The organism is Flavobacterium sp. M31R6 (genome assembly GCF_013284035.1).
Taxonomy (GTDB): Bacteria; Bacteroidota; Bacteroidia; order Flavobacteriales; family Flavobacteriaceae; genus Flavobacterium.
The window spans coordinates 2988485-3012954 of the sequence record NZ_CP054141.1 but is presented as its reverse complement, the minus strand read 5'-3'; the positions used below and the strand labels follow the sequence as shown (position 1 = coordinate 3012954).

Below are 24470 nucleotides of genomic sequence, written 5' to 3'. Positions count from 1 at the left end.
GAGCCGGCATTGGGTTTTTTTGTAACAAGCATCAAAAAGAAAATAACAAAAAAATAAGTTAGAGAGGACACGGATTGCAAATCCGCTATCGAGGTTTGTAAATGACTAGAGAAGCGTGTTAGTTACAATTTATTTTTTAAACAAATGTGCAATTTTTTCTAAACCATCATCAACGGTACCTTTTATTAGTGATAATTTCTGTAATTCAAGTTTTGTTTGATATGGTCCGACAGTGTATAACGGAATATTCTTAAATTTTCCTTCTCTTAATTTAAAAAAACGCTCCTTTAATTTTCTTTCAGCTTCAGTTCTTACATCAAAAAATTGATATCCAACCGAAATCTCTTCTATAGAATCCTCATTATAGTAAAACTTATTTAAAACGCTTATAGGATTCTTAAAAAGTAATCTCCATTCCTCTTCATAGCTCCAATTTTCCAGCTTTACAATTAGCTGATAATATTTTGAAAATTTTGACTGTGTTGAAATAGCCTTTGGGTCGTTAGAATAAATTACCCGCTTTAGTTTTATTAATTCTTCATTTGCCGAGTTAACAAATTTAGGTTTTAACTTTATACAAAATCCTCTATATGAATTTGCATAGTGGCTCCACATCAATGGTTCTAGCCCATTCTTTGAAAAACAAGTAATTCCAACTTTTGAATTGTTATTTAATGATTCTACATATTGCCAATCAGAGAGCTCCTTTTGATTTTCGATAATTAGATTTCTACTGCAATCAAAAGGGTCATTAAAATCTTTTGGATTACTTAAATAGAAATAGTTGTTTTCAAGTGCATCAATATTAAATTCCGTTAAGGAATAATACTTAAATAAATTTTTAGTGCTAGTTTCCAAAGGTATTCCGTTCGAAATTATTTGCCATTCTTCGTTTTTAAATAAAATTTCTAATTTGGAATCTACTTTAAATTTTTCCATTTAAGTTCTTGCTTTAAATTGTATTGTATCCAACGTCCTGCTAATACAATTGGTTTTGGGCTAAATTATGCTATTATTAGGATTTGCGAAATCATCCCTAATATAAAATCAACTTTATATTAAGCGAATTGCCTAAATCCGTTGCAGTAGCTGTTATGCGTTCGACAAATTTATCTGATTTAATGGATTGGAATAACTAATCTGCTTGTAGCTTCTGTTGACCATTGAACTTGCCACGTGTATCCATCAACTTGATCAAGTAAAATAAAATTCCAAATATTTTGGGTTGGGTAAAGAGTAAATCGACCATCTATTTCTTTTTCTTCGGTAACTAAAGAAACAGAATTTAAATTTGTCTCAAAATTGTTTCCATCTTCTAAACCGTATTGAACTTGCCACATTTGTCCATTTCGTGTGTTTAACTTAATAAATGTCCACCTATTTTGTGTTGGAAAAAGTTGATAGATAGCGGTTGGATTGTTCTGTTTTTTTTCTCTACTTCCATTTGAACTATTTTTTTTATCTTGAACTTGTGCAAGAATATTTGATGTAGTTATTATAAGAATTAATAAAACTATAGTTTTCTTCATAGCATTAATTATTTATAAATTATTATTCTGTTGAGCGGGTCGGTTGCTTACGCATAATTTGTACATACTTGCTATAAAGTAGCGCCTATAAAATCAAAATTCGTTTATTGATTAGCGAAGTTTTACTTCGTTTTATACTTTCTTTCAAAGATAAAAAATAATAGTCACAATCCTGTAAAAGGTGAATTTTGGTTATTTCAACTGTTTTTATACTCCGTTCAGTAAAATAGGGCATACGAAGAGAAAATAATGCCCTGATACGTGCTTCGGACTGCCTGATGCGAGCTTCGGAGTCCCTGTTGTATGCTTCGGACAGCCTGATAGTAGCTTCGGACTCCCTCAAACGGTCTTCGGAATGCATCAAACGATCTTCGGACTCCTTCAAACAGTCTTCGGACTGCTTCTTGCGAGCTTCTGATAGCTATTTTTAATTTTTTCCTTTTTTTAATGATGACAAAAAAGCAAAATATCTCCCTTTAGCCCCTATAGTAGTGGAAATCCTTATATGCCGGTGTTCGGCATATAAGATTGTAACGGATTGCTTCGCCAGTTCGGCTTTCAGCCTCGTGTGCGGGACCAATGCCTCCTGAAAAATCCAAATGTTTCTGCTCCAAGTTTATAAAAGGACTCGATTGTAAAAACGGTAGAATTGAAATTGTAATTTTTTTCATTCCGCATTTTTATTATATATTTGACGAATGTTATTAGCCCCGATAGCAGTGGAAATCCTTTTGTGTTTTTTTTCAAACACAAAAGATTACTTCACCAATTTAATAATTGTTTTGGTGTTCAGTGAATTGCATTTGCAACGGATAGCGGGAATAGCTCCTAATAAAAATTAAAATTATTTTAGAATATGAAATTACTAGAAGGAAAAGTAGCCATTATTACTGGCGCAAGTCGTGGAATTGGAAAAGGAATAGCCGAAGTTTTTGCAAAAAACGGGGCAAATGTTGCCTTTACTTATAGCTCATCAGTAGAATCCGCACAAGCTTTGGAAAATGAATTGAATGCTTTGGGAATTAAAGCCAAAGGATATAAATCCAATGCAGCTGATTTTAATGAAGCACAAACTTTTGTTGATGCAGTTTTGGCTGATTTTGGAACTGTTGATATTTTGATTAACAACGCTGGAATCACTAAAGATAATTTATTAATGAGAATGTCTGAGGCTGATTTTGATCAAGTTATCGATGTTAACTTGAAATCGGTTTTCAATATGACTAAAGCGATTCAGAAAACATTTTTGAAACAACGTTCGGGTTCTATTATCAATATTAGTTCTGTGGTTGGTGTTTCTGGTAACGCAGGTCAAACGAATTATGCAGCTTCGAAAGCAGGTGCCATTGGGTTTACTAAATCGGTAGCTTTGGAATTGGGTTCACGTAACATTCGTTGTAACGCGATTGCTCCAGGTTTTATTGAAACTGAAATGACTGCAAAATTGAGTGAGGATGTAGTAAAAGGATGGAGAGAAGGTATTCCTTTGAAACGCGGAGGTTCTACAGAAGATGTTGCAAATGCTTGTTTGTTTTTGGCCTCTGATATGAGTTCTTATATTACAGGTCAAGTTTTGAATGTTTGCGGTGGAATGCTTACCTAAAATAATTATGAATTATAAATGATGAATTTTGAATGTAGCAATAATTAAAAATTCATTGTTTAAAATATAAAAATATGACAGCAGGAACGATTCTATTACTTCTACTTTCTTTAATAATAGCGGGTTGCTTGTCATTTTTTCAATATTTATACAAAGTCAAAAACAAATCGAATGTGTATTTGTTTTTGACTTTTTTGCGTTTTCTAAGTATTTTTTCAATTTTGTTGCTTTTGATAAATCCCATTATCACAACCAACAAACTTGAAATTATCAAAACGCCATTTCCTATAGTGGTTGATAATTCAAGCTCTATTTCTTTTTTGAATGCCAAAGAGAAAGCAACTGAATTAGCCAAAAAACTAACTTCAAATAATGCCATTCAGGAAAAATTTGAAGTGCAATCCTATCTTTTTGATACCGATTTTCGACAATCGGATAGTATGACTTTTAAAGGAAATCAAACCAATTTGGATTTGGTTGCCAAAAACTTGAAGAGTATCTATAAAAATGCGTTTTATCCAACGGTAATCATAACCGACGGGAATCAAACTTCGGGCAATGATTACGTCTATAGTTTTGATGAAAATAATAAAGTGTATCCTTTAATTTTAGGAGATACGACCAAAGTTTTTGATTTAAAAATCAATCAGCTGAACGTTAATAGATACGCATTCTTGAAGAATAAATTTCCGGTTGAAGTGTTTTTGCAATATGCAGGGGATAAAAATGTGACTGCAAATTTTAGTATCACACAAGGAAATGAAGTGTTGCATAAAGAAAGCGTTTCATTCTCGCCATCAAAGAAAACGGCTGTCGTAAATGTACTTTTGCCTGCAAATAAAGTGGGACTGCAAGTTTATAAAGCTAAAATTGAATCGAAGGAAAGCGAAAAAAATACTTTCAATAACATCAAAAATTTTGCGGTTGAAGTTATTGACCAAAAAACGACTGTTGCTATTGTTTCGGCTATCAATCATCCTGATATTGGTGTTTTCAAAAGAGCTATTGAATCGAATTTACAACATAAAGTGGTATTATTGAAACCAAATGAGGTGAAGTCTTTGGAAGATTACAATGTGCTGATTTTATATCAGCCAACTACGGCTTTCAAATCGGTTTTTGATGCAAATAAAAAAGCCAATTTGAATACGTTTATCATTACGGGAACTGCAACCGATTTTACATTTTTGAACCAAGAGCAAAACAATTTTGTTTTTAAAATGAGCGGTCAGGAAGAAGACTATTTGGCCGATTTCGATTCGCAGTTTAATCTTTTTGCAGTGGATAATTTAGGTTTTGAGAATTTACCGCCTTTGCAGAATAATTATGGTTCAATAACCTCAAATGGGGAAGTCAATATATTGCTTTCTGCCAAAATAAGAAATATTGATACCAAGGCACCTTTATTGTCTTTTACGGAGAATCAAGGGAAAAGAGCGGCTTATTTGTTTGGGGAAAACAGTTGGAAATGGAGTCTGCAAAGTCATATCAACAATCAATCCTTTGAGAAATATGATGTTTTCATCAATAAGATTATACAATATTTGGCTTCCAATAATGCTAAAAAATCATTGGTTGTCAATCACGAAAGCTTTTACAATTCTGGTGAAGCTATCGAAATCACTGCTCAATATTTCAACAAGAACTATGATTTTGATGAAAAAGCAAATTTGACAATCGCAGTTACCAATGTTAAGACGAAGCAAACGAAGAACTTTGACCTTTTGAAAGGAAACAATACCTACAAAGTGAATCTAGACGGGCTTTTGGCGGGAAGTTATAATTTCTCAGTAAAGGAACTGAATTCGAAAACGTCATATTCTGGGCATTTTGAAATCCTGGATTTTGATATTGAAAAGCAGTTTGTAAACCCGGATGTTCAAAAAATGAAACAATTGGCAGCACAAACAAAAGGAAAGGATTTTTACCCAAATCAAATCGATGTTTTGATAAAAACATTGTTGGAGAATGAGGAATACAAAGCCGTTCAAAAAGATGTTGTGACCAAATCTCCTTTGATTGATTGGAAATGGTTACTGGTTTTGATCGCTGTTTTCCTTTCTACGGAATGGTTTGTTCGAAAGTATAATGGGATGTTGTAGCTTTTCAGAGTGATTAGTTAATGGTTCTTAGTGATTAGTTGGTAGATAACTTTCAAAAAAATAAACTATCTTAGCTTTATGAAAATGAAAGAGTCCATACAAATGAAGTTAGCTGAATTTTTAGCATTATGCAAAAGTCATAATGTTAAGAATATTTATGCTTTTGGTTCTGCTGTGACTGAAAATTTCAATGATGAATCGAGTGATATTGATTTATTAATCGAAATTGATAACGAAGATCCAATTGAGCGTGGAGAAAACTTAATGGATATTTGGGATAAACTCGAAGAATTTTTTCAAAGAAAAGTTGATTTATTGACTAATTCATCCATTAAAAATCCTATTCTTAGAAAAAATATAGACACCACAAAAAATTTACTTTATGACGGAAAAGAGCAAAAAGTATATTTCTGATGTCTTAATGGCGATACACTTAATTCGCGAATTTACTATTGATATTGCAGATTTCAATATTTATGATAAAGACAAAAAAACTCAAAGTGCTGTCGAAAGACAATTGGTTATTATTGGGGAGGCTTTAAATAAATTAAGACAGGTTGAATCTGAAATCGTGATTGAAAATGACAAACAAATTATCGGTTTTCGTAATCGTTTAGTTCACGCTTATGACAGTATTGATAATTCCATAGTTTGGGCAATAATAAATCGTCATTTAGAAAATTTAAAAATTGAAATAGAAAATATAGAAGATTAGTCTTCTATATTTTTTTTTGATTTTATAGAATAGATTTCTAATAAATTAGAATTCAAAGAGCAAATATGGATTTTAGACTAAAAGTATTTTACACTGTAGCTACGCGATTGAGCTTTACCAAAGCCGCTGCCGAATTATTCATCACGCAACCCGCAATTTCCAAGCATATTCAGGAATTGGAAGAGGAATACAAGATCAAACTTTTTGAAAGAAATGGTTCGAAAATAGCACTCACTAACGCTGGAGAAGTGTTATTGAAACATACCAAAAGCATCTTTGAGATTTACAGGGAAATAGACTTTGATATGAGTACGTTTATCAATGAACGTAAAGGCTTGCTGCGATTGGGAGCGAGTACTACGATTTCTCAGTATATTATTCCGCCGCTTTTGGCTCGTTTTCATCAAAAACTGGAATCTGTCAAAGTGAATTTACTTAACGGCAATACGGAGCAAATCGAAAATGCCTTATTAAACAAAGAAATTGAAATTGGAATTGTCGAAGGACAATCCAAAAATCAATCCATAAAATACACTCAATTCATTAGGGATGAACTGGTTTTGGTTTGTAATACCAATAATCCATTGGTTAAAAGAAAAGAAATCGATCCAGCTGATCTTAAATCGTTGCATTTTCTTGTTCGAGAACAAGGTTCTGGAACACTTGAAGTTATTGAATATGCCTTGAAACCTTTCCATATCAAAATTGACCAATTACAGATTGAAATGCAACTAGGAAGCACTGAAAGCATCAAATCCTATTTGATGAATTCGAATTGTGTTGCTTTTATGTCCATACATGCTGTCGAAAAGGAATTGAAAAACAAGGAATTACAAATTATTGACGTAAATAATTTGACAATTGAACGTTATTTTTACATTATTACTTTACAAGGGAAATCGGATTCTCTTTCTGAATTATTCATTAAAAACATTTCAAGTTATTATAATCTAAAGTTATAGTGGATTATTTATAACGATTGGCGTGCTTAGCGTTTTATAATGACCTTTGCTTTAATAAAATGCTCCATTGAAATGAAAACCAATAGCGTCAGTACATCAAATTTTATCAGAATCAATGCAACGATGCGACAAATCATCTTTGTTTTGGTACTTCTTCTCTGTTTATTCCCAATTATTTCTCCTCCTGTCGCCTTAGTATTAGGTTTGGTTATAGCCAATGTATCGGGACATCCTTTTTTGCACTTAAATCATAAAGCGACCAATATATTACTGCAAGTTTCGGTAGTTGGATTGGGGTTTGGTATGAATGTCCATAGTGCAGTTACTGCAGGAAAGGAAGGTTTCTTTTTTACGGTTGGTTCTATTGTTGCAACTATAACTTTTGGCACTTTATTGGGAAAATGGTTTAAAATTCAGAAGAAAACATCTCATCTTATTTCTTGCGGAACGGCAATTTGTGGTGGAAGCGCCATTGCTGCAATCGCTCCCGTAATTCAATCAGATGAAAAACAGACTTCGGTGGCTTTAGGTGTTATATTCATTCTTAATTCGATTGCATTGTTTGTATTTCCATTGGTGGGACATTGGTTGAATATGTCTCAAAACGATTTTGGTTTGTGGTGTGCTATCGCAATTCACGATACGAGTTCTGTAGTTGGAGCGGCCAATAAGTATGGTGCAGAAGCCTTGCAAGTGGCCACAACAGTGAAATTGGCAAGAGCTTTGTGGATTATTCCCGTGGCCTTGATTACAGCAGTGGTTTTTAAAAATAAAAAGAGCAAAGTAAAGATTCCTTACTTCATCGGATTGTTTATTTTGGCTATGGTTTGCAATACTTATTTTTCTCCCGTTGCGAGCGTAGCTCCACATTTGGTTTCCATTGCAAAAACAGGCCTTACTGTTACTCTATTTTTGATTGGGGCAGGACTGAATAGTACCGTTTTGAAATCCGTTGGATTATTGCCTTTGCTGCAAGGTGTGTTGCTTTGGGTGAGTATTGCTGTTGGGACTTTATTGGCAATATTGTATTTCTAAAATACCTGTTGGGTGAAATTCAATTAAATTTAAAAATGAACCACATAGATACATAGATTTACTATCAAATCATTTAAGAACGAATAGAAATGGCACTATTTTTTAACATAGATTGCTATGTGAATAGTAAAACGTCTATCAAGTTCTTTTAAAAACTATAAATTCTATGTTTCTATGTGTTTAAAATAATTACACCCAACGGGTTCTAAAATGTTTTTTTCTTTCGTTTAATAGCGATAAAATGCAATCGAATATAGTCATAATAAAGAGCGACCAATAGAAAAAAAGCTGCAATCAATAGCGTTTGAAGTGCTAAATAGCCATAAATAAATCCGCCTATAAAACATCCCAGAAAGAAGAATGAAATAATGGACAGCCTTAGATAAATACTGGTTTTTAACGTTTTTCTTTCCTCTGGTTTTTTATAAAAAAACAATTGTGATAATTCAATTCCTAAATCGGTAAAGAGTCCCGTTAGGTGTGTTGTTCTGACGGTTGATTGCGAAATTTTGGTCACTAAAGCGTTCTGGATTCCCATAGCAAAAAGAAGACCGAAGGCAATCCATTTTCCATTCAATAAATAAAAATTTGAATGTGTGCCCAAAAGGCCCAAACTAACCAAAATAAGAAATTCAATTGTTATTGAGGGTAAATGGGAAAGTTCTTGTTTCTTTTTGGAAATCAATTCGGCTAGAAAATTGGATGTGAATGCTCCCGCCAAAAAGAATAATGTATAAATTAAAAATACAATGGCAGCTTGGTAATCGTGTTTAGTTACTTCTTCGGCAAAATAGGCGAAATGTCCAGTAACATTGGTAGTCAATGTTTTTACGGACAAAACCCCCGTTACATTCACGATACCAGCTACAAATGATAATAATGTAGCGAGACGTAAATTATGTTTAGAAGTTCTGCTTCTGCCTTTATGTCTAAACATTTTAATTTATTTTCTTTGGATTAACATAAATTTAAACCTGATTTGTTTAATTTATCTTTAAAAAAAATACTTTTGTATTTCAATTAAATAAATATAATGAAAAATTTTAAATTAAAACAGTCAGTCCTTACTTTTTCAGCAATTGGTGTTGCTTTTATTACTTTGTCTTGGGGTATTTTTGGTCATGAGCATATTAATAATGCAGCAGTTATGGCCTTGCCAAAGCCAATGCAGACTTTTTTTTACAATCACCTAGATTTTATTACCCAGGAATCAACTGTTCCGGATTTGCGTAAATATACTTTACGTGATAAAGCCGAAAATCCACGCCATTTTATGGATTTGGAGAATTTTGGTGACGTAGAATCTATTCCGTTGCCTTTTGAAGAAGCAAAGAAAAAGTACGATGAGAAATTTTTAGCCGATAATGGTATTCTGCCTTGGTATATTCAGGAAGTAATGACCAAATTGACAAAAGCAATGAAAGACAAAAGAAAAACTGAAATTTTGTTTTTGGCTGCTGATTTGGCCCATTACATAGGTGATGCAAACATGCCATTGCATACTTCTGCCAACCATGACGGACAGCTTACCAATCAAAAAGGAATTCATTCTATGTTTGAATCTCGTATTCCGGAAATGTTTGGAAAAAATTATAATTACTATACTGGAGAAGCCAAGTATGTTGATAATGTTGAAAAAGCAACTTGGGATATGCTAAAAGACTCCCACAGTCAAGTAGAGCCTCTTTTATTAATTGATAGAAAACTTCGCGCAACCTTTACTCCAGAGACCCTGTATAACAAGGATGAGAAAGGAAATATTGCCAAAAACAAGTTTGGAGATTTAATATATTCTAAAGAATATGTAGCTCAATTCCATACTGCCTTGAATGGAATGGTGGAGAGCCAGATGAGAAAAGCAATTGTTTCAACGGCTAATTTTTGGTACACTGCTTGGGTCAATGCAGGAAAACCAGATTTGGATGGATTAGATTCTAAAGAATTGACCAATCGCCATAAAAAGAATTTAAAAAATGATTTAAAACTTTGGAAAACCGGAAAACTTTTTGGTTTGGAAAGTGAGAATGATTTTTAATTAGTATGTAGCCTTAAATAAATAGAAAAGCCTGTAAATTTTTAGTTTTACAGGCTTTTCTATTTCTGAATGATTGAAATTTAATCAACAATCACTTGGTATTTCTTTTTCTTCAATATGTCCGAAGCCGTTTGATAATAAGATATGGTTTCGTTTATAAGATCAGTTCTCTTGTTGGTCAAAGGAATTTGATCGTAATAAATTTGAAAGTCTGAAGCTGTTTTTTGATCCGGTTTCAAAGTCAATTGAAACTGTTTTACGGTTTGTTTTGGAGAAAGTATAGTCAAAACATTGTCTTTTATTAATCCCAAATCCTGATAAGTTGCAATCAATGCTCTTGGTTTATAATCGGATTTCAAAACATCCTGTCCGTAAAATTTACTTTGGTAATTAAAATGCAATAATCCAAAAAGCGTCGGCATAACGTCTATTTGAGACATTACATTAGTATACTTTTGGGGCTCAATAAAACCTGGGCTATAAATCATGGCCGGGATTCTGTATTTATCAACAGGAAGTTCAGTTTTTCCAGCACTCGAAGCACAGTGATCGGCAAGTATTACAAACACGGTATTTTTGAACCAAGGTTGTTTGCTCGCCATTGCAAAGAATTTTCTCAAAGCGTAATCCGTATATTTTACGCCACCGTCGCGAGATTTTGCGTCGCCAGGAATATCAATTTTATCGTTAGGATAAGTAAAAGGACGGTGATTACTCACGGTCATCCAGTGATTAAAAAAGGGTTTACCTGTTTTAGCTTCTTCATTCATCACTTTTATGGCTTTATTGGCCATGTCCTCGTCACAAACGCCCCAAATATTGGCAAAAGTAACTTCTTCGGGTGTAAATGATTTTTTATCGACAATGTCATAACCATTTCCAGAAAAGAAATCTTCCATATTATCAAAAAAGGCATCTCCTCCGTAAAGAAATTTCACATTGTATCCTTTTTGTTTAAAAAGAGCTCCAGTAGAGAATTTGTTTTTGTTGTCCTCCCTTTTTACTACACTTTCTCCGGCAGTAGGAGGAAAGCATAAAGTTACTGCTTCAAGACCACGAACGGTTCTGTTTCCAACAGCGTATAAATTGGTAAACAACAAACTTTTTTGAGCAATACTATCTAGGAATGGAGTGATATTTTGCTTGTTTCCGTATGCTTTCATAAAATCAGCACTGTAACTTTCAATAGTGATTAAAACTACATTTTTAGTATTTTCAGCCGTGTTGCTTTGTATTTGTCTTATGGTCGATATCCCAGATATAGAAGGTATTTGTTTGTCCAGCAAAGCAAAAGCTTCATTTTCGGGCATTGTTTTATAAAATTTAAAATAATCCAATTCACTGTTCATAAAGGCCAAGTAAAAACGGTACATCCCATTTGACTGTAGTTCATTGGCAAATACATTTTGGGAATTTTCTTTTTTGGCTAAATAAGGAACTGCCAACAAGGAAACACCAAATAAGGCTAGATATATTGCAGATAATTTTAATTTATCATTAAAAGTTGGAATGTCATCAATGTAGTTTCTCGTTCTTTTGACAATAAAATAAGTTACTGTACCCGCTATTAGAAATAATGCCGAAAACAAAGGAATTACAGGGTAAGATTCCATGATATTTCCGATTACTTCATTGGTGTAAACCAAATAATTTACGGCTATGAAATTATATTTAACCCCAAATTCATTCCAGAAGAAGTATTCACTAATCCCGTTTTGAAGAATAAGGACAACATATAAAAACATCACAAAAGTGAATAACCAAAATCTGATTTTGCTTCTGTATTTTGGTAAAAAAAGCAACAAACCAAAAAGCAAAGTCTTGATACCCACAAAAATCATCCCAATTTTTGGCAACGCTCCACCATATTCATTCAGAATTGTTTTTCCCGATGCAACATAAAACAATAATGCCACCAAGAATCCAAATATAATATAACCATAAGGCTTATAATATTTTGAATTGGATATAAAAATAAGGTACAGCCATAAAAAACCGGTTGCTATCACAAACACAAAAGTGTCCGAAATCAATCCCATTGAAAAGATTTTCAAACTATCGATAAAAGAAAAAGAGGTTTGTGTAATGGGATGGAAGACCAAAACAATTCTTAAAACAAAGCTTACAAGGATATAAAAAAGAGCAAGGTTATAAAAAGGGGAAAACTTTTTTAAAAAATTCATAAAGTATTATTTTTTTGCAAAAGTACAGAAATGAATCTAAAATGGTATTTATTTAACAATTCTTTGATTCTTAAATTTGGCTTAAGACCCATTTATTCATGCAATTAAACGAAACTATTTGAGTTATTTTTGTAAAATAAATTCCTTTTTGGAAAGTAAAACATTGCGAGATAAATGCAATAGACAAAAGTGAATACTATATAAACTACTGATAAATAAATTTTAGACATATGAAATCCATAATCACTTTCTTTTTGTTAATTACAGTAAGCGTTGGTTATTCCCAAAATTGGAATACCAACTTTGAAGATGTAAAAGTAAAAGCCGAAAAAGAAAATAAAAACATTTTGCTGGTTTTCTCTGGTTCAGATTGGTGTGGCCCTTGCATAAAATTGGATAAAGTAGTTTGGCAATCACCCGAATTTCAAGCCGAATCCGATAAAAATTGGGTTGTTTATAAAGCGGATTTTCCAAAGAAAAAAGCCAATCAACTTTCACCAGAATTAACAGAAAGCAATAATAAATTAGCTGAAAAATACAATAAGAACGGTAGTTTTCCATTGGTCTTGCTTTTGGATAAAAAAGGAAAAGTACTTGGAATTACAGGTTTCAAAAATGTCTCTGCACAAGACTATATTAAACTCATTCATTCATTCGAAAAATAATGAAAAAAATACTATCTCTTGTTTTTTTGTTTGCTGCATTCTCATCCTTTGCACAAATAATCCATAAGCGAAAATTATCAATGTTGGGCAGCCCATTTGAGATGACGGTTGTGGCCAAAGATACTACTGAAGCCAATATTTACATCAACATGGCGGTTGGTGAAGTAAGAAGAATTGAAAATGAAATCTCGGATTGGATTCCAACAACTCCCATTTCAGAAGTCAGCAGAAACGCTGGGATAAAACCTGTAAAAGTGCCTGTTGAAGTCTTTGATTTGGTGGAAAGAGCAATTAAAGTTTCGGAAATTACATCTGGAGCATTTGATATTTCCTATGCTTCCATGGATAAAATTTGGAAGTTTGATGGTTCTATGAAAGAAATGCCAACACCGGAAGCCATTAAGAAATCGGTAGAAAAAATTGGTTATAAGAATATTATTTTAGACAAAAAGGAGCATACCATTTTCTTGAAAATGGAAGGAATGAAATTAGGTCTTGGAGGTATAGGTCAGGGCTACATTGCCGATAAAATTCATGTTTTGTTGATGTCAAAAGGTTGTAATTCTGGATTGGTAAATGTTTCTGGCGATATTTTTGCCTGGGGTACACAGCCTAATGGAAAACCTTGGACTGTTGGAATAGTGAATCCATTGAACAAAAATAAAATTTTTGCCACTTTCCCGTTGGAAAACAGTGCAGTAGAAACATCGGGAAGTTATGAGAAGTTCGTCATTTTTGACGGGAAAAGATATTCACATATTATAGATCCTAGAACGGGTTATCCGGCTATGGGGGTTGTAAGTGTATCCGTATTTGCCAAACAAACCGAAATTGCAGATGCTCTGGCAACGGGAATTTTTGTTTTGGGGGTTGATGTAGGTTTGGATTTAGTCAATCAACTCAAAGGAATTGAATGTATTATTGTTGATGATAAAGGTAAAATCTTTGCGTCAAAAGGTATAGATATTAAGAAATACAATAAATAAAAGTAGCATGAAGAAAGTTGTATTAGTAATAATGGTCATTGTTTTACAGTCCTGTAATTCGGTTAAAGAATACCAAAAAGTGAATATCAATGATCCTGAGATGAAATTGGGAGCAAAGACAACAGAACGGTATGAGACTACTTTTCAGGTGTATAGAGAGGCTGCGGCTGGAGCTAATGGAGGTAAATCGGGTGGAGGTTGCGGTTGTAATTAGTTTTTTAGTTGCTAAGAATCTAAGACGCTAAGTGTCTCAGATTTAAGCATGAAATTAAAAAGATAAAATAAAAAGCATAAATATTAACATTAACATAGAATCTCAGCGACTAAGAATCTTAGAAGCTTTTTATCTAATAAAGTACCCAAAATGAAAATTATAAAAGTATTATTTCTTTTTCTCTTCTTAATAGCTTCTATTTCTTACGGGCAAGAGAAAGATTCAACCGTTGTATTTAAAAAGAGAGTTTTAGAAAGTACCGAAGTTGATTTTTTGGCCAGTTATTATGATCAAGATGGGATCCATTCTGCAGTTTCAGGAGGAATAGGTTCTGAAAAGTTGAATGATTTTGCTACCAATATTACCGTTGCTATGCCATTGAATGATGATGATGTATTAACTGTAGATTTAGGTTTGTCAGCATATTCATCGGCTTCATCCAGTAATATCAATCCATTTAATTCCACTTCTACTGGTGCCTCTGGATCATCTGGTGGTGATGATGATAATGGAACTAATTTTAGCAATCCAACTCCTTGGTTAGCCTCATCTGGAGCTTCAAAAAGTGACCAGTTATTATCGGCAGTAGCCACTTATACACATAACAGTGACGATCGAAATTTTATTTGGAATGGAGATGTTTCCTTTTCTAATGAATTCGATTATACATCAGTTGGTTTTGGCGGTGGAGTTACCAAGCTTTTTAATGATAAAAACACAGAAGTAAGTTTGAAAGGTAATGTTTATCTCGATCAGTGGAGACCAATTTATCCAACAGAGCTTCATGAATATTCCCTTTACGGATCAAATTTTCAAAACCAAGGATATCTCAATGGTGTAACTATTTTGGATCAAAATGGTCAGCCTTCAAAAGATTATTTACCTTCCAAGTTTGAAACCATTAGTTCTGTTAACAGGAATTCTTATTCGGCTTCATTCGCTTTTTCTCAAGTGCTGACAAAAAACTTCCAGTTTTCGGTGTTTTTTGATGTATTGCAGCAACAAGGTTTATTGTCAACCCCATACCACAGAACCTATTTTGCTGATAAATCGCATTATTACATTGGTCAGCCACAATATATAAACGAGTATACGAGTCCAAGTAATGTCGGTGTTTACGAGCTGGCTGACGATATTGAAAGGCTTCCCGATAATCGTTTTAAGTTGCCTATTGGTGCCCGTTTCAATTATTATATTAATGAACATTTTATTGTTAGAACATATTATAGGTATTATACTGATGATTGGGATCTAAAAGCTCATACCTTTAACATAGAAATACCAGTAAAAATTTCAGATAAATTCACTGCTTACCCTATGTATCGTTATTATACACAAACCCAAGCCAAGTATTTTGCTCCTTATCAGACGCATTTGTCAACAGAGCAATTTTATACTTCTGATTTTGATTTGTCAACGTTTTCGGCTAATCAATATGGTTTTGGAGTTTCATATACTGATCTTTTTACAAAAGCCCAGATATTTTCTTTTGGATTAAAAAATATAGATTTCAGGTTCAATCATTATGTGAGAAGTGACGGTTTAACTGCAAATATTGGTACTATTGGATTTAAATTTGTGTTTCAATAAAATATGAAAATTTTAATTGTAGAAGATGAAATTGGAATTGCTAATTTTCTAAAACAAGGTTTGGAAGAGGAAGGCTATGAAGTAGTAGTAGCGAATGATGGAAAATCAGGACTCGAAAGTGCTATTAACCAAAAAGTGGATATTATTTTGCTGGATTGGATTTTACCTCAAATGTTAGGAATTGACGTATGTAAAGAAATCCGAAAAGAAGATTCGAAAACACCTATTTTGTTTTTAACCGCCAAAGATACCATTCAGGAAACAATTGAAGGTCTGAAAGCTGGAGCCAATGATTATATCAAAAAACCATTTAGTTTTGATGAATTGGTAGAACGTATCAAAATTCATTTTAGAAATGAAAACCAAAATGAAGTGCTTACGCTTGGAAAAATTAAAATTACCCCGTCCAAACATCAAGTGACAGCAAATGACATAGAAGTTTCGCTTACACAAAGAGAGTACGAGTTACTTAATTACTTGATAAAAAATAAAGGTAAAGTGTGTACAAGAAATGAAATTATTAATGATGTTTGGGATATACATTTTGAGTACGATACAGGAGTAATCGATGTTTTTATGAATGCTATCCGAAAAAAACTCAATTTAAGTAAAGAAGAAGATCTTATAAAAACCATTCGAGGTGTCGGGTACATAGCAAACGATATAAATTAAATTAATGTATTTATTATCCTATAAAAACAGAATTGCTTTTAATTATATTCTCAGTACAGCACTATTGATATCGGTAGTGTTTTGTACTATATATGGAATCACTTTATACAGTATCAACAAACATATTAATGATGATATTTTAGAAGAATCCAGTGAATATTTGGAACAGATTGAAATGGATGATAATAACGCCTATCTGATTCAGGTTGATCAATGGAGAGAAAGCGACAATAATAGAGTGAATGTAAATCCTGTTTTTGTTCAGTTTTTAGATAATAAAAACAAATTAATTGATAAGTCCCCCAATCTTAAAGGATTACAGCTTAAGTTGCACAAACACACTAAAGACAATCAATTTGTGGATTCCTATTTGAATAAAAAACCAATCAGGCAAATCCAAATTCCGCTTTTTGATAAACATAAAAAAGTGGGATATCTTTTTGTCGCGATGTCCTTGGATGAAGCTACATTAATCTTGACCAATCTTAGAAATACACTTTTTATAGCTTTCCCATTAATTTTAGTACTCTTGTTTTTTATAGCCAGACTCATTGCTGGGCGCAGTATAAAACCAGTAACGCTAATTACCGAAACCTCAAGCAGAATAACAAAAGACAATCTGAAAGACAGAATAATTTTGCCTCAAAATAAGGATGAATTATTTGTGCTTTCGAAAACAATTAATGATTTATTGGATCGAATAGAAAATGCAGTCGAAAGAGAAAAGCAATTCACGTCCGATGCTTCCCACGAGTTGAGAACTCCTTTGACGGTTTTAAAAGGGACTCTGGAAGTTTTGGTACGCAAACCAAGAAGTCAAGCTGAATATGAAGAGAAAATTAATTTCAGTATTTCGGAGGTAAATCGTTTGAATAATTTGGTCGATCAATTGCTTTTATTGGCTCGATTCGAAAATCAGAAACAAAGTTTACGAATAGAAAAGATTTATTTGAATGCTATAATTCTTGACGTTCTTTCTTTGTATTCAAATAAAATAAATGATAAAAAGCTTCAGGTTTCGTATGATTTTTCAAAAGATTATTTTGTTAAATCCGATAACTATTTGGTCTCGACAATTATCAGTAATTTAATTTCGAATGCCATAAAATATTCCTATGATAATGGCAAAATTTCGATAAATATTTCCAAAAGCGGTTCGAAAACCATTTGTTCTATCTCGGATAGTGGAATGGGAATCCCTGCAACAGATTTGGATAAAATTGTGAATCCGTTTTTTAGATCAAATCCAACATTTCATCCTGAAATTAAAGGATCCGGTTTAGGACTTTCTATTGTTGAACGAATAACACAATTATTAGATGTTGAATTCAAAATTGAAAGTGAGCTAAATAAAGGAACTACAGTAATTTTGATTTTTAACTGAAGTTATTAAGCATTTTTTGGTTGCTATTAGTTCATTCTTAAGGTTATAAGTCCAAACAAAACATTTTATTTAAATCACTTCTATTTAAGGTGTTGCTAAGCTTGTTTTAATTTGTTCTTAAGTTTTTCCTTATTTTTAAGGTGTAATTTTATACTCAATAAATAATAAGGTTAAAATGTTAGAAAAAATTATCGCTTTCAGTTTAAAAAATAAAGCAGTTGTTTTACTTTTTACGGCTTCGGTATTGGGATTTGGATTGTTTTCGGTTTTCCAAATTTCTATTGGAGCTGTACCTGATGTAACCAATAATCAAGTACAGGTGATTACAACTTCACGAAACCTTTCCACACAAGATATTGAGCAGTTTATTACGTATCCTGTCGAAATTGAAATGGCAAACTTACCTGGTGTTGAAGAGATTCGGTCGATATCAAAATTTGGTTTATCAGTTGTGACTATTGTCTTTAACGATAATATTGGTACTTACCTGCCAAGACAATTGATTGCAGAAAAGTTGAAATCTGCTTCCGAAAAAATTCCACAAGGTTTTGGAGTTCCAGAGATGGGGCCAATTACAACAGGATTGGGTGAAATTTATCAATATACATTGGAGGTAAAACCAGAATACAAAAAACAATATTCGGTTACCGATTTACGTACACTTCAGGATTGGGTCGTGAAACGACAATTATCAGGAATAAAAGGAGTTGTTGAGATTAATACTTGGGGAGGTTTTTTAAAACAGTATGAAATTGCCATTGTTCCATCTCGTTTGAAAGCGATGAATGTGGCTATGAGAGATGTTTTTACTGCTTTGGAAAAAAACAATAGTATTGCAGGTGGTGCCTATATCGAAAAAGTAAATCAAAGTTATTTTATTCGTGGTGAAGGAAAGGTTAATTCAATAGAAGATATCGAAAATATTGTGGTAAGTAATACTAACGGTATTCCTATTTACATCAAAAATGTAGCTCAAGTTCGCTTTAGTCACGCCAATCGTTTTGGAGCCATTACCGGTAATGGAGAGGGAGAAAAAGTTCTCGGTCAGGTAATGATGTTAAAAGATGCCAATTCGAAACAAGTGATTAGTGCTGTAAAAGAAAGAGTGGCCCAAATTCAAAAAACATTGCCAAAAGGCGTTTATATCAATGGTTTCTTGGAACGCAGCGAATTGGTAGGGAAAACCACTTTCACTGTTGCCGAAAATTTAATTTTGGGTTGTCTTATTGTAATTTTTGTTGTGGTTCTTTTGCTGGGGAATTGGCGTTCGGGCTTGGTGGTTGCTTCGGTAATACCATTGTGTTTGCTGTTTGCTATTTCATTTATGAATGTTTTTGGTATTGATGCCAACTTGATGAGTTTGGGAGCTATAGATTTTGGGATAATCATTGATGGAGCTGTAATAATAGTGGAATTTATTGCTTTTCAAATAGCCAGTAAATCGGCAAATTTGGCTACTTTGACTAAAGAAGACAGACAATTGGAAATTGATCAAATTACTTATAAAAGCGCTTCCAAAATGATGAATTCTGCTATTTTCGGACAACTTATCATTTTAATTGTATTCATTCCTATTCTTTCTTTGACAGGAATTGAAGGAAAAATGTTTAAACCGATGGCTATGACTTTCAGTTTTGCATTATTGGGAGCTATGATTTTTTGTTTTACCTATGTTCCAGTGGTATCTTCTTTGTTTTTGAAACCCACAAAGGAAAATCCAAATTCAATATCCTCCAGGCTGATTCAAAAATTAAATTCTTGGTATGTTCCAGTAATTACTTGGGCCTTGCAGAATACCAAAAAAGTGCTTTATGGTTCAGTAGCCCTTTTGGTTTTTGCCATCGCATTGTTTTCTACTATGGGAGGTGAGTTTATTCCAACGCTTGATGAGGGAGATTTTGTGATTCAGCCCGTATTAAAAACAGGTACGTCTTTGACTAAAACAATCGCCACGACTACAAAAATTGAAAAAATTATTTTGAAAAATTTTCCCGAAGTACTTCAGGTTGTGAGTAGAATTGGGGCCGCGGAAGTTCCGACAGACCCGATGTCTATGGAGGAAAGCGATGTTATTGTGAAATTGAAACCTAAAGAAGAATGGGTTTCAGCTTCGAGTAAAGATGAATTGGCAGATAAGATAAAAGCGGCTATTACAGCCCAGATTCCAAATATGGAAGTTGAGTTTACACAACCAATCGAAATGAGATTCAACGAATTGGTATCCGGTACACGTTCGGATGTAGCCATTAAAGTTTTTGGTGAAGACTTGAATATTTTAGCAGAAAAAGCCCATGAAATAGAAAGAGCAATCAAAAACGTTGAAGGAGCTTCGGACGTTATTATCGAAAAAACAGCTGGATTGCCACAAATGTATGTGCAATATGATCGATCGAAAATTGCAAGATATGGACTCAATATTTCAGATCTAAATGATATGATTGCATTGAGTTTTGCAGGGAAAACTGTTGGAAATGTTTTTGAAGGAGAAAAACGTTTTGACATGGTGGTTCGTTTGGATGAGGCCAATCGTCATGATATTGAGGATTTGAGAAATTTGTATGTTTCGGTGCCTAATGGACAACAAATTCCGTTGAGTGAATTGGCCAAAATTGAATATACTGAAGGTCCTGCCAAAATTTCAAGAGATAATACTAACAGAAGGATTGTTGTAGGAGTAAACGTTAGAAATCGAGATTTGCAAAGCGTAGTGACAGATATTCAAAAAATTGTAGATACCAAGATAAAATTACCTTCAGGCTATTACGTAAAGTATGGAGGACAATTTGAAAACTTAAATAGTGCCAAAGCCCGTTTGACTATTGCCGTTCCTATTGCTTTGGTATTGATATTTATACTGTTGCATTTTGCTTTTGGTTCGATTAAAGAAGCCATGATGGTCTATTCGGCGATACCGCTTTCGGCTGTTGGGGGAATATTGTTTTTGTGGATTCGCGATTTGCCTTTCAGTATTTCGGCAGGAGTTGGGTTCATTGCCCTCTTCGGAATCGCAGTGCTGAACGGGATAGTGCTTATCGAGCATTTTAAAGAACTCAAACATAAAGGAATGACAGATTTAGATGAATTGATTTTAAAAGGAACGACAGACAGATTGCGTCCAGTTTTATTAACAGCAGCAGCGGCGGCTTTAGGTTTCTTACCAATGGCTATTTCTTCTTCTGCAGGAGCCGAAGTTCAGAAACCACTAGCAACGGTTGTTATTGGTGGGCTTTTCACGGCAACAATATTAACAATGATCGTTTTGCCAATTTTGTATAAGGTCATGGATGAAAAAGAAAGTAAAAAACCAAAATTCAAATTGCACAATAAATCGAGTCTAATTATATTAATGTTGTTGAGTACTTCATTGGCGTTTTCTCAAAACACTAACCCGGAATTAGACACTTTGGTATCAAAAGCCATGGCAAACAACAAAGGGATAAAAGCGGCTCAACTTCAAGTTCAACGAATGGATGAGAATACAAAAACGGCTTATTCTTTTGATAAAACCAATGTGTATTATAGTTACGACCAGAATAATTTGGCCTTGAATAATGTACCGTTAAAAGTATTTGGAGTACAGCAAAAGTTTGAATTCCCAACTGTTTATGGCGCTCAAAAAAAGGTTTACAATTCAGAATACGAAAAAGAAAAAGCTAATTATGATATTCAAAAAATGAAGCTTTCCTTAGAGGTTTCAAAAGTTTATCAGCACATTGTTTTTTTGCAAAATCAAGAAAAATTGTATGTGTATTTGGATAGTTTGTACCAAAATTTTTCTAATGCAAGCGGAAGAAAGTTTGAATTGGGAGAAACCAATTATTTGGAGAAAATTACGGCCGAATCGAAATTCAGACACATCAGGTCGAAGCTTTCCCAAATTGAAAGCGACAAAAGAGCGCAGTATGAAATCTTATATTCTTTGATTCAGGCGGATGAAAAAGTTATCATAAAAAACAATCAAATTAAGCCACTTGAAAAATCAACAAGCGAGACTGCCAAATCATTTTACAATGCTTATTTGAATAATGTAACCGGTGTTTATGAAAACCAAGTGAAACTAAGAAAACAAAATTGGCTACCTGATATCAATGTTGATTATTTTCAAGGGAAAAACAATGGATTAACTCAATCTTTGTATGGATTTCAGGTAGGTTTGGCAGTTCCAATTTTATTTTCGGGGACTGTATCCAAAACAAAAGTTGCCCAGCTCGAATTACAAAGTTGGGAACAAAAGAAACAAAACGAAGAACTAAAAATTGATACTTATATAGCGCAAAAAAATGAAGAACTTACAAAATATCAAGAAGCCATTAATTACTATAACCAATACGGGAAAAAGTTGTCACAGGAGATTCTCAAAGTAGCCAACAAGAGTTATAAGCAGGGTGAAATTGACTTTTTTCAATATATTCAAAGCTTAGAAAATGCAACAACCATTCAGATTGAACATCTTGATACCGTTTTGCAATTCAATAGTACCCAATTGGACTTACAATATCTTAATTTTTAAATTTTACATACATGAAACGAATCATATACCCCCTTTTAATTACGTCATTATTGTTTTCTTGTAAGGATGCAAAAAAAGTTCAAGATACACCTAAGGATGATGGATTAATTACGGTAACTAAACAACAATTTGAATCTTCGGGGATGCAAATCGCTTCACCAACTCAGCAGGATTTTAAAGTTGTTGTCAAATGTTCCGGAAAAATAGATGTTCCTCCACAAAATAGAGCCCAGATAACCACTTTTATTGGAGGATATGTTAAGTCAACTCATCTTTTGGTGGGTGATAAAGTGACCAAGGGACAAGCTTTGTTGACTTTACAGAATACAGAATTTTTGGATATTCAAAAAGAATATCTGGAAGTCGCAGAACAAATAAATTATCTGAAATCAGAATACGAGCGTCAAAAAACATTGTATGACGAGAAAATTTCTTCACAAAAAAACTATTTGAAAGCAGAGAGTGATTATCGTAAAACAAAAGCAATGTATCAAAGTTTGCGCGAAAAATTATTAATGCTCAACATTAATCCTGCTCAAGTCGAAAAAGGAAAATTAACTTCTGTGATTACCATTTATTCACCAATTTCAGGAGATATTGTCATTATGAATGCTAATGTGGGTATGCCAATTGCACCTTCTGATGTAATATTGGAAATTGTAGACACTCAACATTTACATTTGGAATTGGCTGTTTTTGAAAAAGATATTTTAAAAATAAAGGAAGGTCAAAAAATTGAGTTTACAGTGCCTGAAGCAACAAAAGAGGTGTTTAACGCAGAAGTCCATTTGGTGGGAAAATCAATTGAAGGCAATGATAGAACTATAAATGTTCATGGACATTTGGAAGATAATATAAAACAGAAATTATTGACAGGCATGTTTGTGGAGGCAGGAATATCGGTGGACACAAAAAAAGGTTTGGCAATCCCTATTGAAGCTTTAATAACAGAAAGTAATAAAAATTTCGTACTTTTATTAGATAGCTCCAAAAAAGAGTATTCATTTAAAAAAGTCAAAGTTTCAATTGGTGAAAAAACCGAAAAATATGTTGAGATACTCCCAGATAGTGAATTTAATGCTTCTTCAAAAATTTTGATCAAAGGTGTGTTTGATATTGCAAACTAAATAAAACCAATTATGGATTTAAAGAAACTCAAAGAGCAATTGCAGATAGAAGTCGATACTGCATTTTTATATGAAAGTATTGCTGCAGTTCAAGAAGATGAGAATTTAACCAAAGTGTTACAAAGCTTAGCTTCAATTGAAAAGGGACATGCTAAGCACATGTTGGATAAAATTTTGACTTTTGACTCAAAATGCAAAATGCCATTTCCTTCTTCAAAAGCAAAGTTTCAATTGAAATTGGGTAAACTGTTTGGTTACAGTTCGATTATTAGTAGTTTGTCCAATGTGGAAAAGCAATTTGCAATCAATACATTAAAAAATAAAATTGAAAAAGGGGAGAAACTGACAGGCTTTGAACACAATCATCTTAATATTATTGAAGCCATAAATAACAATTCGGCATTGAACATTTCTGGAGGCTTGTTGTCCAAATTTGAAAGCAGACATAAATCAGTGGGTGGAAATGCATTGAGAGCAGCCGTTTTGGGTTCCAATGATGGACTGGTTTCCAATATGAGCTTAGTGATGGGAGTTGCGGGTGCAGCAGTTTCTAATGGTACTATTTTACTAACGGGTATCGCGGGTTTATTAGCTGGCGCAATTTCAATGGCATTGGGGGAATGGTTGTCTGTTCAAAGTTCAAGAGAATTGAATCTACGACAGATAGAACTGGAGACAGAGGAACTCGAAGCTTCTCCCGAAGAGGAGAAAAAAGAACTTGTTTTATTGTATCAAGCTAAAGGAATGGATGCAGATGAAGCTCAAAAACTTGCAGATAAAGCATTCGAAAATCCTCAAACCGCCATTGATGCAATTATTACCGAAGAATTGGGAATTGACAAAGAAGAATTAGGGGGCTCAGCTTGGGAAGCGGCAATTGCTTCCTTTATTTTGTTTTCTATAGGGGCAATTATTCCACTTTATCCTTTTATGATCTTGGATGGGAAAAATGCCATTTTACTGAGTATTGCAAGCAGTGTAGTTGGTCTTTTTGGGATTGGGGCGGCTATTACATTGTTGACAGGAAAAAGTATTTTGTTTTCAGGTTTTAGACAAGTGGCATTTGGATTGGCTGCCGCCGCAATCACTTATGGAATAGGTTCTCTAATTGGAGTTTCTTTGGCGGCATAAAAGAAGGTTTGAATAATATAATGCACA

General features: G+C 33.4%; 20 protein-coding genes. 16 read left to right on the top strand and 4 right to left on the bottom strand.

The window, feature by feature from the left end; translation table 11 throughout:
* Positions 1-129 precede the first annotated feature (129 nt).
* Both HQN62_RS12400 and HQN62_RS12395 read right to left on the bottom strand, forming a co-directional pair.
* A complete protein-coding gene (locus HQN62_RS12400; RefSeq protein WP_173504585.1) occupies positions 130-939 on the bottom strand; it encodes a DUF2971 domain-containing protein in 810 nt (269 codons plus the stop codon).
* Positions 940-1118: 179 nt separating this feature from the next.
* Positions 1119-1529: a hypothetical protein gene (locus HQN62_RS12395; RefSeq protein ID WP_173504584.1), complete on the bottom strand. Its 411-nt coding sequence runs from the start codon at positions 1527-1529 to the stop codon at positions 1119-1121.
* 856 nt (positions 1530-2385) lie between these two features.
* On the opposite strand from HQN62_RS12395, the gene fabG reads away from it, so the two are divergent.
* From fabG to HQN62_RS12365, 6 genes are all read left to right on the top strand, one after another.
* Complete coding sequence (gene fabG / locus HQN62_RS12390) at positions 2386-3132, top strand: 3-oxoacyl-[acyl-carrier-protein] reductase (protein WP_173504583.1); 747 nt, start codon at positions 2386-2388, stop codon at positions 3130-3132.
* A 74-nt stretch (positions 3133-3206) separates the two neighbouring features.
* Positions 3207-5234: a hypothetical protein gene (locus tag HQN62_RS12385; protein ID WP_173504582.1), complete on the top strand. Its 2028-nt coding sequence runs from the start codon at positions 3207-3209 to the stop codon at positions 5232-5234.
* Between the two features lie 84 nt (positions 5235-5318).
* Positions 5319-5648 (top strand): nucleotidyltransferase family protein, encoded by a 330-nt coding sequence (locus tag HQN62_RS12380; protein WP_254454436.1) that lies wholly within the window; start codon positions 5319-5321, stop codon positions 5646-5648.
* Positions 5617-5949: a HepT-like ribonuclease domain-containing protein gene (locus tag HQN62_RS12375; RefSeq protein WP_116798055.1), complete on the top strand. Its 333-nt coding sequence runs from the start codon at positions 5617-5619 to the stop codon at positions 5947-5949. Before HQN62_RS12380 ends, HQN62_RS12375 begins: the two co-directional genes overlap by 32 nt.
* A 65-nt stretch (positions 5950-6014) precedes the next feature.
* A complete protein-coding gene (locus tag HQN62_RS12370; protein WP_173504581.1) occupies positions 6015-6911 on the top strand; it encodes a LysR family transcriptional regulator in 897 nt (298 codons plus the stop codon).
* 72 nt (positions 6912-6983) lie between these two features.
* Positions 6984-7946, top strand: coding sequence for a YeiH family protein (locus HQN62_RS12365; RefSeq protein WP_173504580.1), 963 nt, complete (start codon positions 6984-6986; stop codon positions 7944-7946).
* A 205-nt stretch (positions 7947-8151) separates the two neighbouring features.
* On the opposite strand, the gene HQN62_RS12360 is transcribed toward HQN62_RS12365, so the two are convergent.
* Entirely contained in the window at positions 8152-8883 is a 732-nt protein-coding gene (locus HQN62_RS12360) for a YoaK family protein (protein ID WP_173504579.1), read from the bottom strand.
* Positions 8884-8979: 96 nt separating this feature from the next.
* On the opposite strand from HQN62_RS12360, the gene HQN62_RS12355 reads away from it, so the two are divergent.
* Positions 8980-9981 carry a zinc dependent phospholipase C family protein gene (locus tag HQN62_RS12355; RefSeq protein ID WP_173504578.1) on the top strand — a complete coding sequence of 334 codons (1002 nt, stop codon included), beginning with the start codon at positions 8980-8982 and terminating at the stop codon, positions 9979-9981.
* Positions 9982-10061: 80 nt separating this feature from the next.
* Here HQN62_RS12355 and HQN62_RS12350 read toward each other — a convergent pair whose 3' ends face one another.
* The gene (locus tag HQN62_RS12350) at positions 10062-12164 is read right to left on the bottom strand and encodes an LTA synthase family protein (RefSeq protein ID WP_173504577.1); all 2103 of its coding nucleotides are present in this window, start codon (positions 12162-12164) and stop codon (positions 10062-10064) included.
* A gap of 230 nt (positions 12165-12394) precedes the next feature.
* Between HQN62_RS12350 and HQN62_RS12345 the strand changes: the two genes are divergently transcribed.
* The 9 genes from HQN62_RS12345 (at position 12395) to HQN62_RS12305 (ending at position 24443) form a co-directional block, all read left to right on the top strand.
* Entirely contained in the window at positions 12395-12829 is a 435-nt protein-coding gene (locus tag HQN62_RS12345; protein ID WP_173504576.1) for a thioredoxin family protein, read from the top strand.
* Positions 12829-13815 (top strand): FAD:protein FMN transferase, encoded by a 987-nt coding sequence (locus HQN62_RS12340; protein ID WP_173504575.1) that lies wholly within the window; start codon positions 12829-12831, stop codon positions 13813-13815. Before HQN62_RS12345 ends, HQN62_RS12340 begins: the two co-directional genes overlap by 1 nt.
* Before the next feature lie 7 nt (positions 13816-13822).
* Entirely contained in the window at positions 13823-14029 is a 207-nt protein-coding gene (locus HQN62_RS12335; RefSeq protein WP_116798063.1) for a DUF4266 domain-containing protein, read from the top strand.
* Between the two features lie 150 nt (positions 14030-14179).
* Positions 14180-15619 carry a DUF3570 domain-containing protein gene (locus HQN62_RS12330; protein ID WP_173504574.1) on the top strand — a complete coding sequence of 480 codons (1440 nt, stop codon included), beginning with the start codon at positions 14180-14182 and terminating at the stop codon, positions 15617-15619.
* A gap of 3 nt (positions 15620-15622) precedes the next feature.
* Entirely contained in the window at positions 15623-16291 is a 669-nt protein-coding gene (locus HQN62_RS12325) for a response regulator transcription factor (protein WP_116798065.1), read from the top strand.
* 4 nt (positions 16292-16295) lie between these two features.
* A complete protein-coding gene (locus HQN62_RS12320) occupies positions 16296-17675 on the top strand; it encodes a sensor histidine kinase (protein ID WP_116798066.1) in 1380 nt (459 codons plus the stop codon).
* Between the two features lie 175 nt (positions 17676-17850).
* Positions 17851-22185 carry a CusA/CzcA family heavy metal efflux RND transporter gene (locus HQN62_RS12315; protein WP_173504573.1) on the top strand — a complete coding sequence of 1445 codons (4335 nt, stop codon included), beginning with the start codon at positions 17851-17853 and terminating at the stop codon, positions 22183-22185.
* 11 nt (positions 22186-22196) lie between these two features.
* Positions 22197-23312 (top strand): efflux RND transporter periplasmic adaptor subunit, encoded by a 1116-nt coding sequence (locus HQN62_RS12310; RefSeq protein ID WP_173504572.1) that lies wholly within the window; start codon positions 22197-22199, stop codon positions 23310-23312.
* Between the two features lie 12 nt (positions 23313-23324).
* Positions 23325-24443 carry a VIT1/CCC1 transporter family protein gene (locus HQN62_RS12305; protein WP_173504571.1) on the top strand — a complete coding sequence of 373 codons (1119 nt, stop codon included), beginning with the start codon at positions 23325-23327 and terminating at the stop codon, positions 24441-24443.
* Positions 24444-24470 lie beyond the last annotated feature (27 nt).

What these genes read in the sequence shown, in the direction of transcription:
- HQN62_RS12400 (WP_173504585.1), bottom strand. Translation starts at nt 939, where the DNA reads ATGGAAAAATTTAAAGTAGATTCCAAATTAGAAATTTTATTTAAAAAC.
- HQN62_RS12395 (WP_173504584.1), bottom strand. Translation starts at nt 1,529, where the DNA reads ATGAAGAAAACTATAGTTTTATTAATTCTTATAATAACTACATCAAAT.
- fabG (WP_173504583.1), top strand. Translation starts at nt 2,386, where the DNA reads ATGAAATTACTAGAAGGAAAAGTAGCCATTATTACTGGCGCAAGTCGT.
- HQN62_RS12385 (WP_173504582.1), top strand. Translation starts at nt 3,207, where the DNA reads ATGACAGCAGGAACGATTCTATTACTTCTACTTTCTTTAATAATAGCG.
- HQN62_RS12380 (WP_254454436.1), top strand. Translation starts at nt 5,319, where the DNA reads ATGAAAGAGTCCATACAAATGAAGTTAGCTGAATTTTTAGCATTATGC.
- HQN62_RS12375 (WP_116798055.1), top strand. Translation starts at nt 5,617, where the DNA reads ATGACGGAAAAGAGCAAAAAGTATATTTCTGATGTCTTAATGGCGATA.
- HQN62_RS12370 (WP_173504581.1), top strand. Translation starts at nt 6,015, where the DNA reads ATGGATTTTAGACTAAAAGTATTTTACACTGTAGCTACGCGATTGAGC.
- HQN62_RS12365 (WP_173504580.1), top strand. Translation starts at nt 6,984, where the DNA reads ATGAAAACCAATAGCGTCAGTACATCAAATTTTATCAGAATCAATGCA.
- HQN62_RS12360 (WP_173504579.1), bottom strand. Translation starts at nt 8,883, where the DNA reads ATGTTTAGACATAAAGGCAGAAGCAGAACTTCTAAACATAATTTACGT.
- HQN62_RS12355 (WP_173504578.1), top strand. Translation starts at nt 8,980, where the DNA reads ATGAAAAATTTTAAATTAAAACAGTCAGTCCTTACTTTTTCAGCAATT.
- HQN62_RS12350 (WP_173504577.1), bottom strand. Translation starts at nt 12,164, where the DNA reads ATGAATTTTTTAAAAAAGTTTTCCCCTTTTTATAACCTTGCTCTTTTT.
- HQN62_RS12345 (WP_173504576.1), top strand. Translation starts at nt 12,395, where the DNA reads ATGAAATCCATAATCACTTTCTTTTTGTTAATTACAGTAAGCGTTGGT.
- HQN62_RS12340 (WP_173504575.1), top strand. Translation starts at nt 12,829, where the DNA reads ATGAAAAAAATACTATCTCTTGTTTTTTTGTTTGCTGCATTCTCATCC.
- HQN62_RS12335 (WP_116798063.1), top strand. Translation starts at nt 13,823, where the DNA reads ATGAAGAAAGTTGTATTAGTAATAATGGTCATTGTTTTACAGTCCTGT.
- HQN62_RS12330 (WP_173504574.1), top strand. Translation starts at nt 14,180, where the DNA reads ATGAAAATTATAAAAGTATTATTTCTTTTTCTCTTCTTAATAGCTTCT.
- HQN62_RS12325 (WP_116798065.1), top strand. Translation starts at nt 15,623, where the DNA reads ATGAAAATTTTAATTGTAGAAGATGAAATTGGAATTGCTAATTTTCTA.
- HQN62_RS12320 (WP_116798066.1), top strand. Translation starts at nt 16,296, where the DNA reads ATGTATTTATTATCCTATAAAAACAGAATTGCTTTTAATTATATTCTC.
- HQN62_RS12315 (WP_173504573.1), top strand. Translation starts at nt 17,851, where the DNA reads ATGTTAGAAAAAATTATCGCTTTCAGTTTAAAAAATAAAGCAGTTGTT.
- HQN62_RS12310 (WP_173504572.1), top strand. Translation starts at nt 22,197, where the DNA reads ATGAAACGAATCATATACCCCCTTTTAATTACGTCATTATTGTTTTCT.
- HQN62_RS12305 (WP_173504571.1), top strand. Translation starts at nt 23,325, where the DNA reads ATGGATTTAAAGAAACTCAAAGAGCAATTGCAGATAGAAGTCGATACT.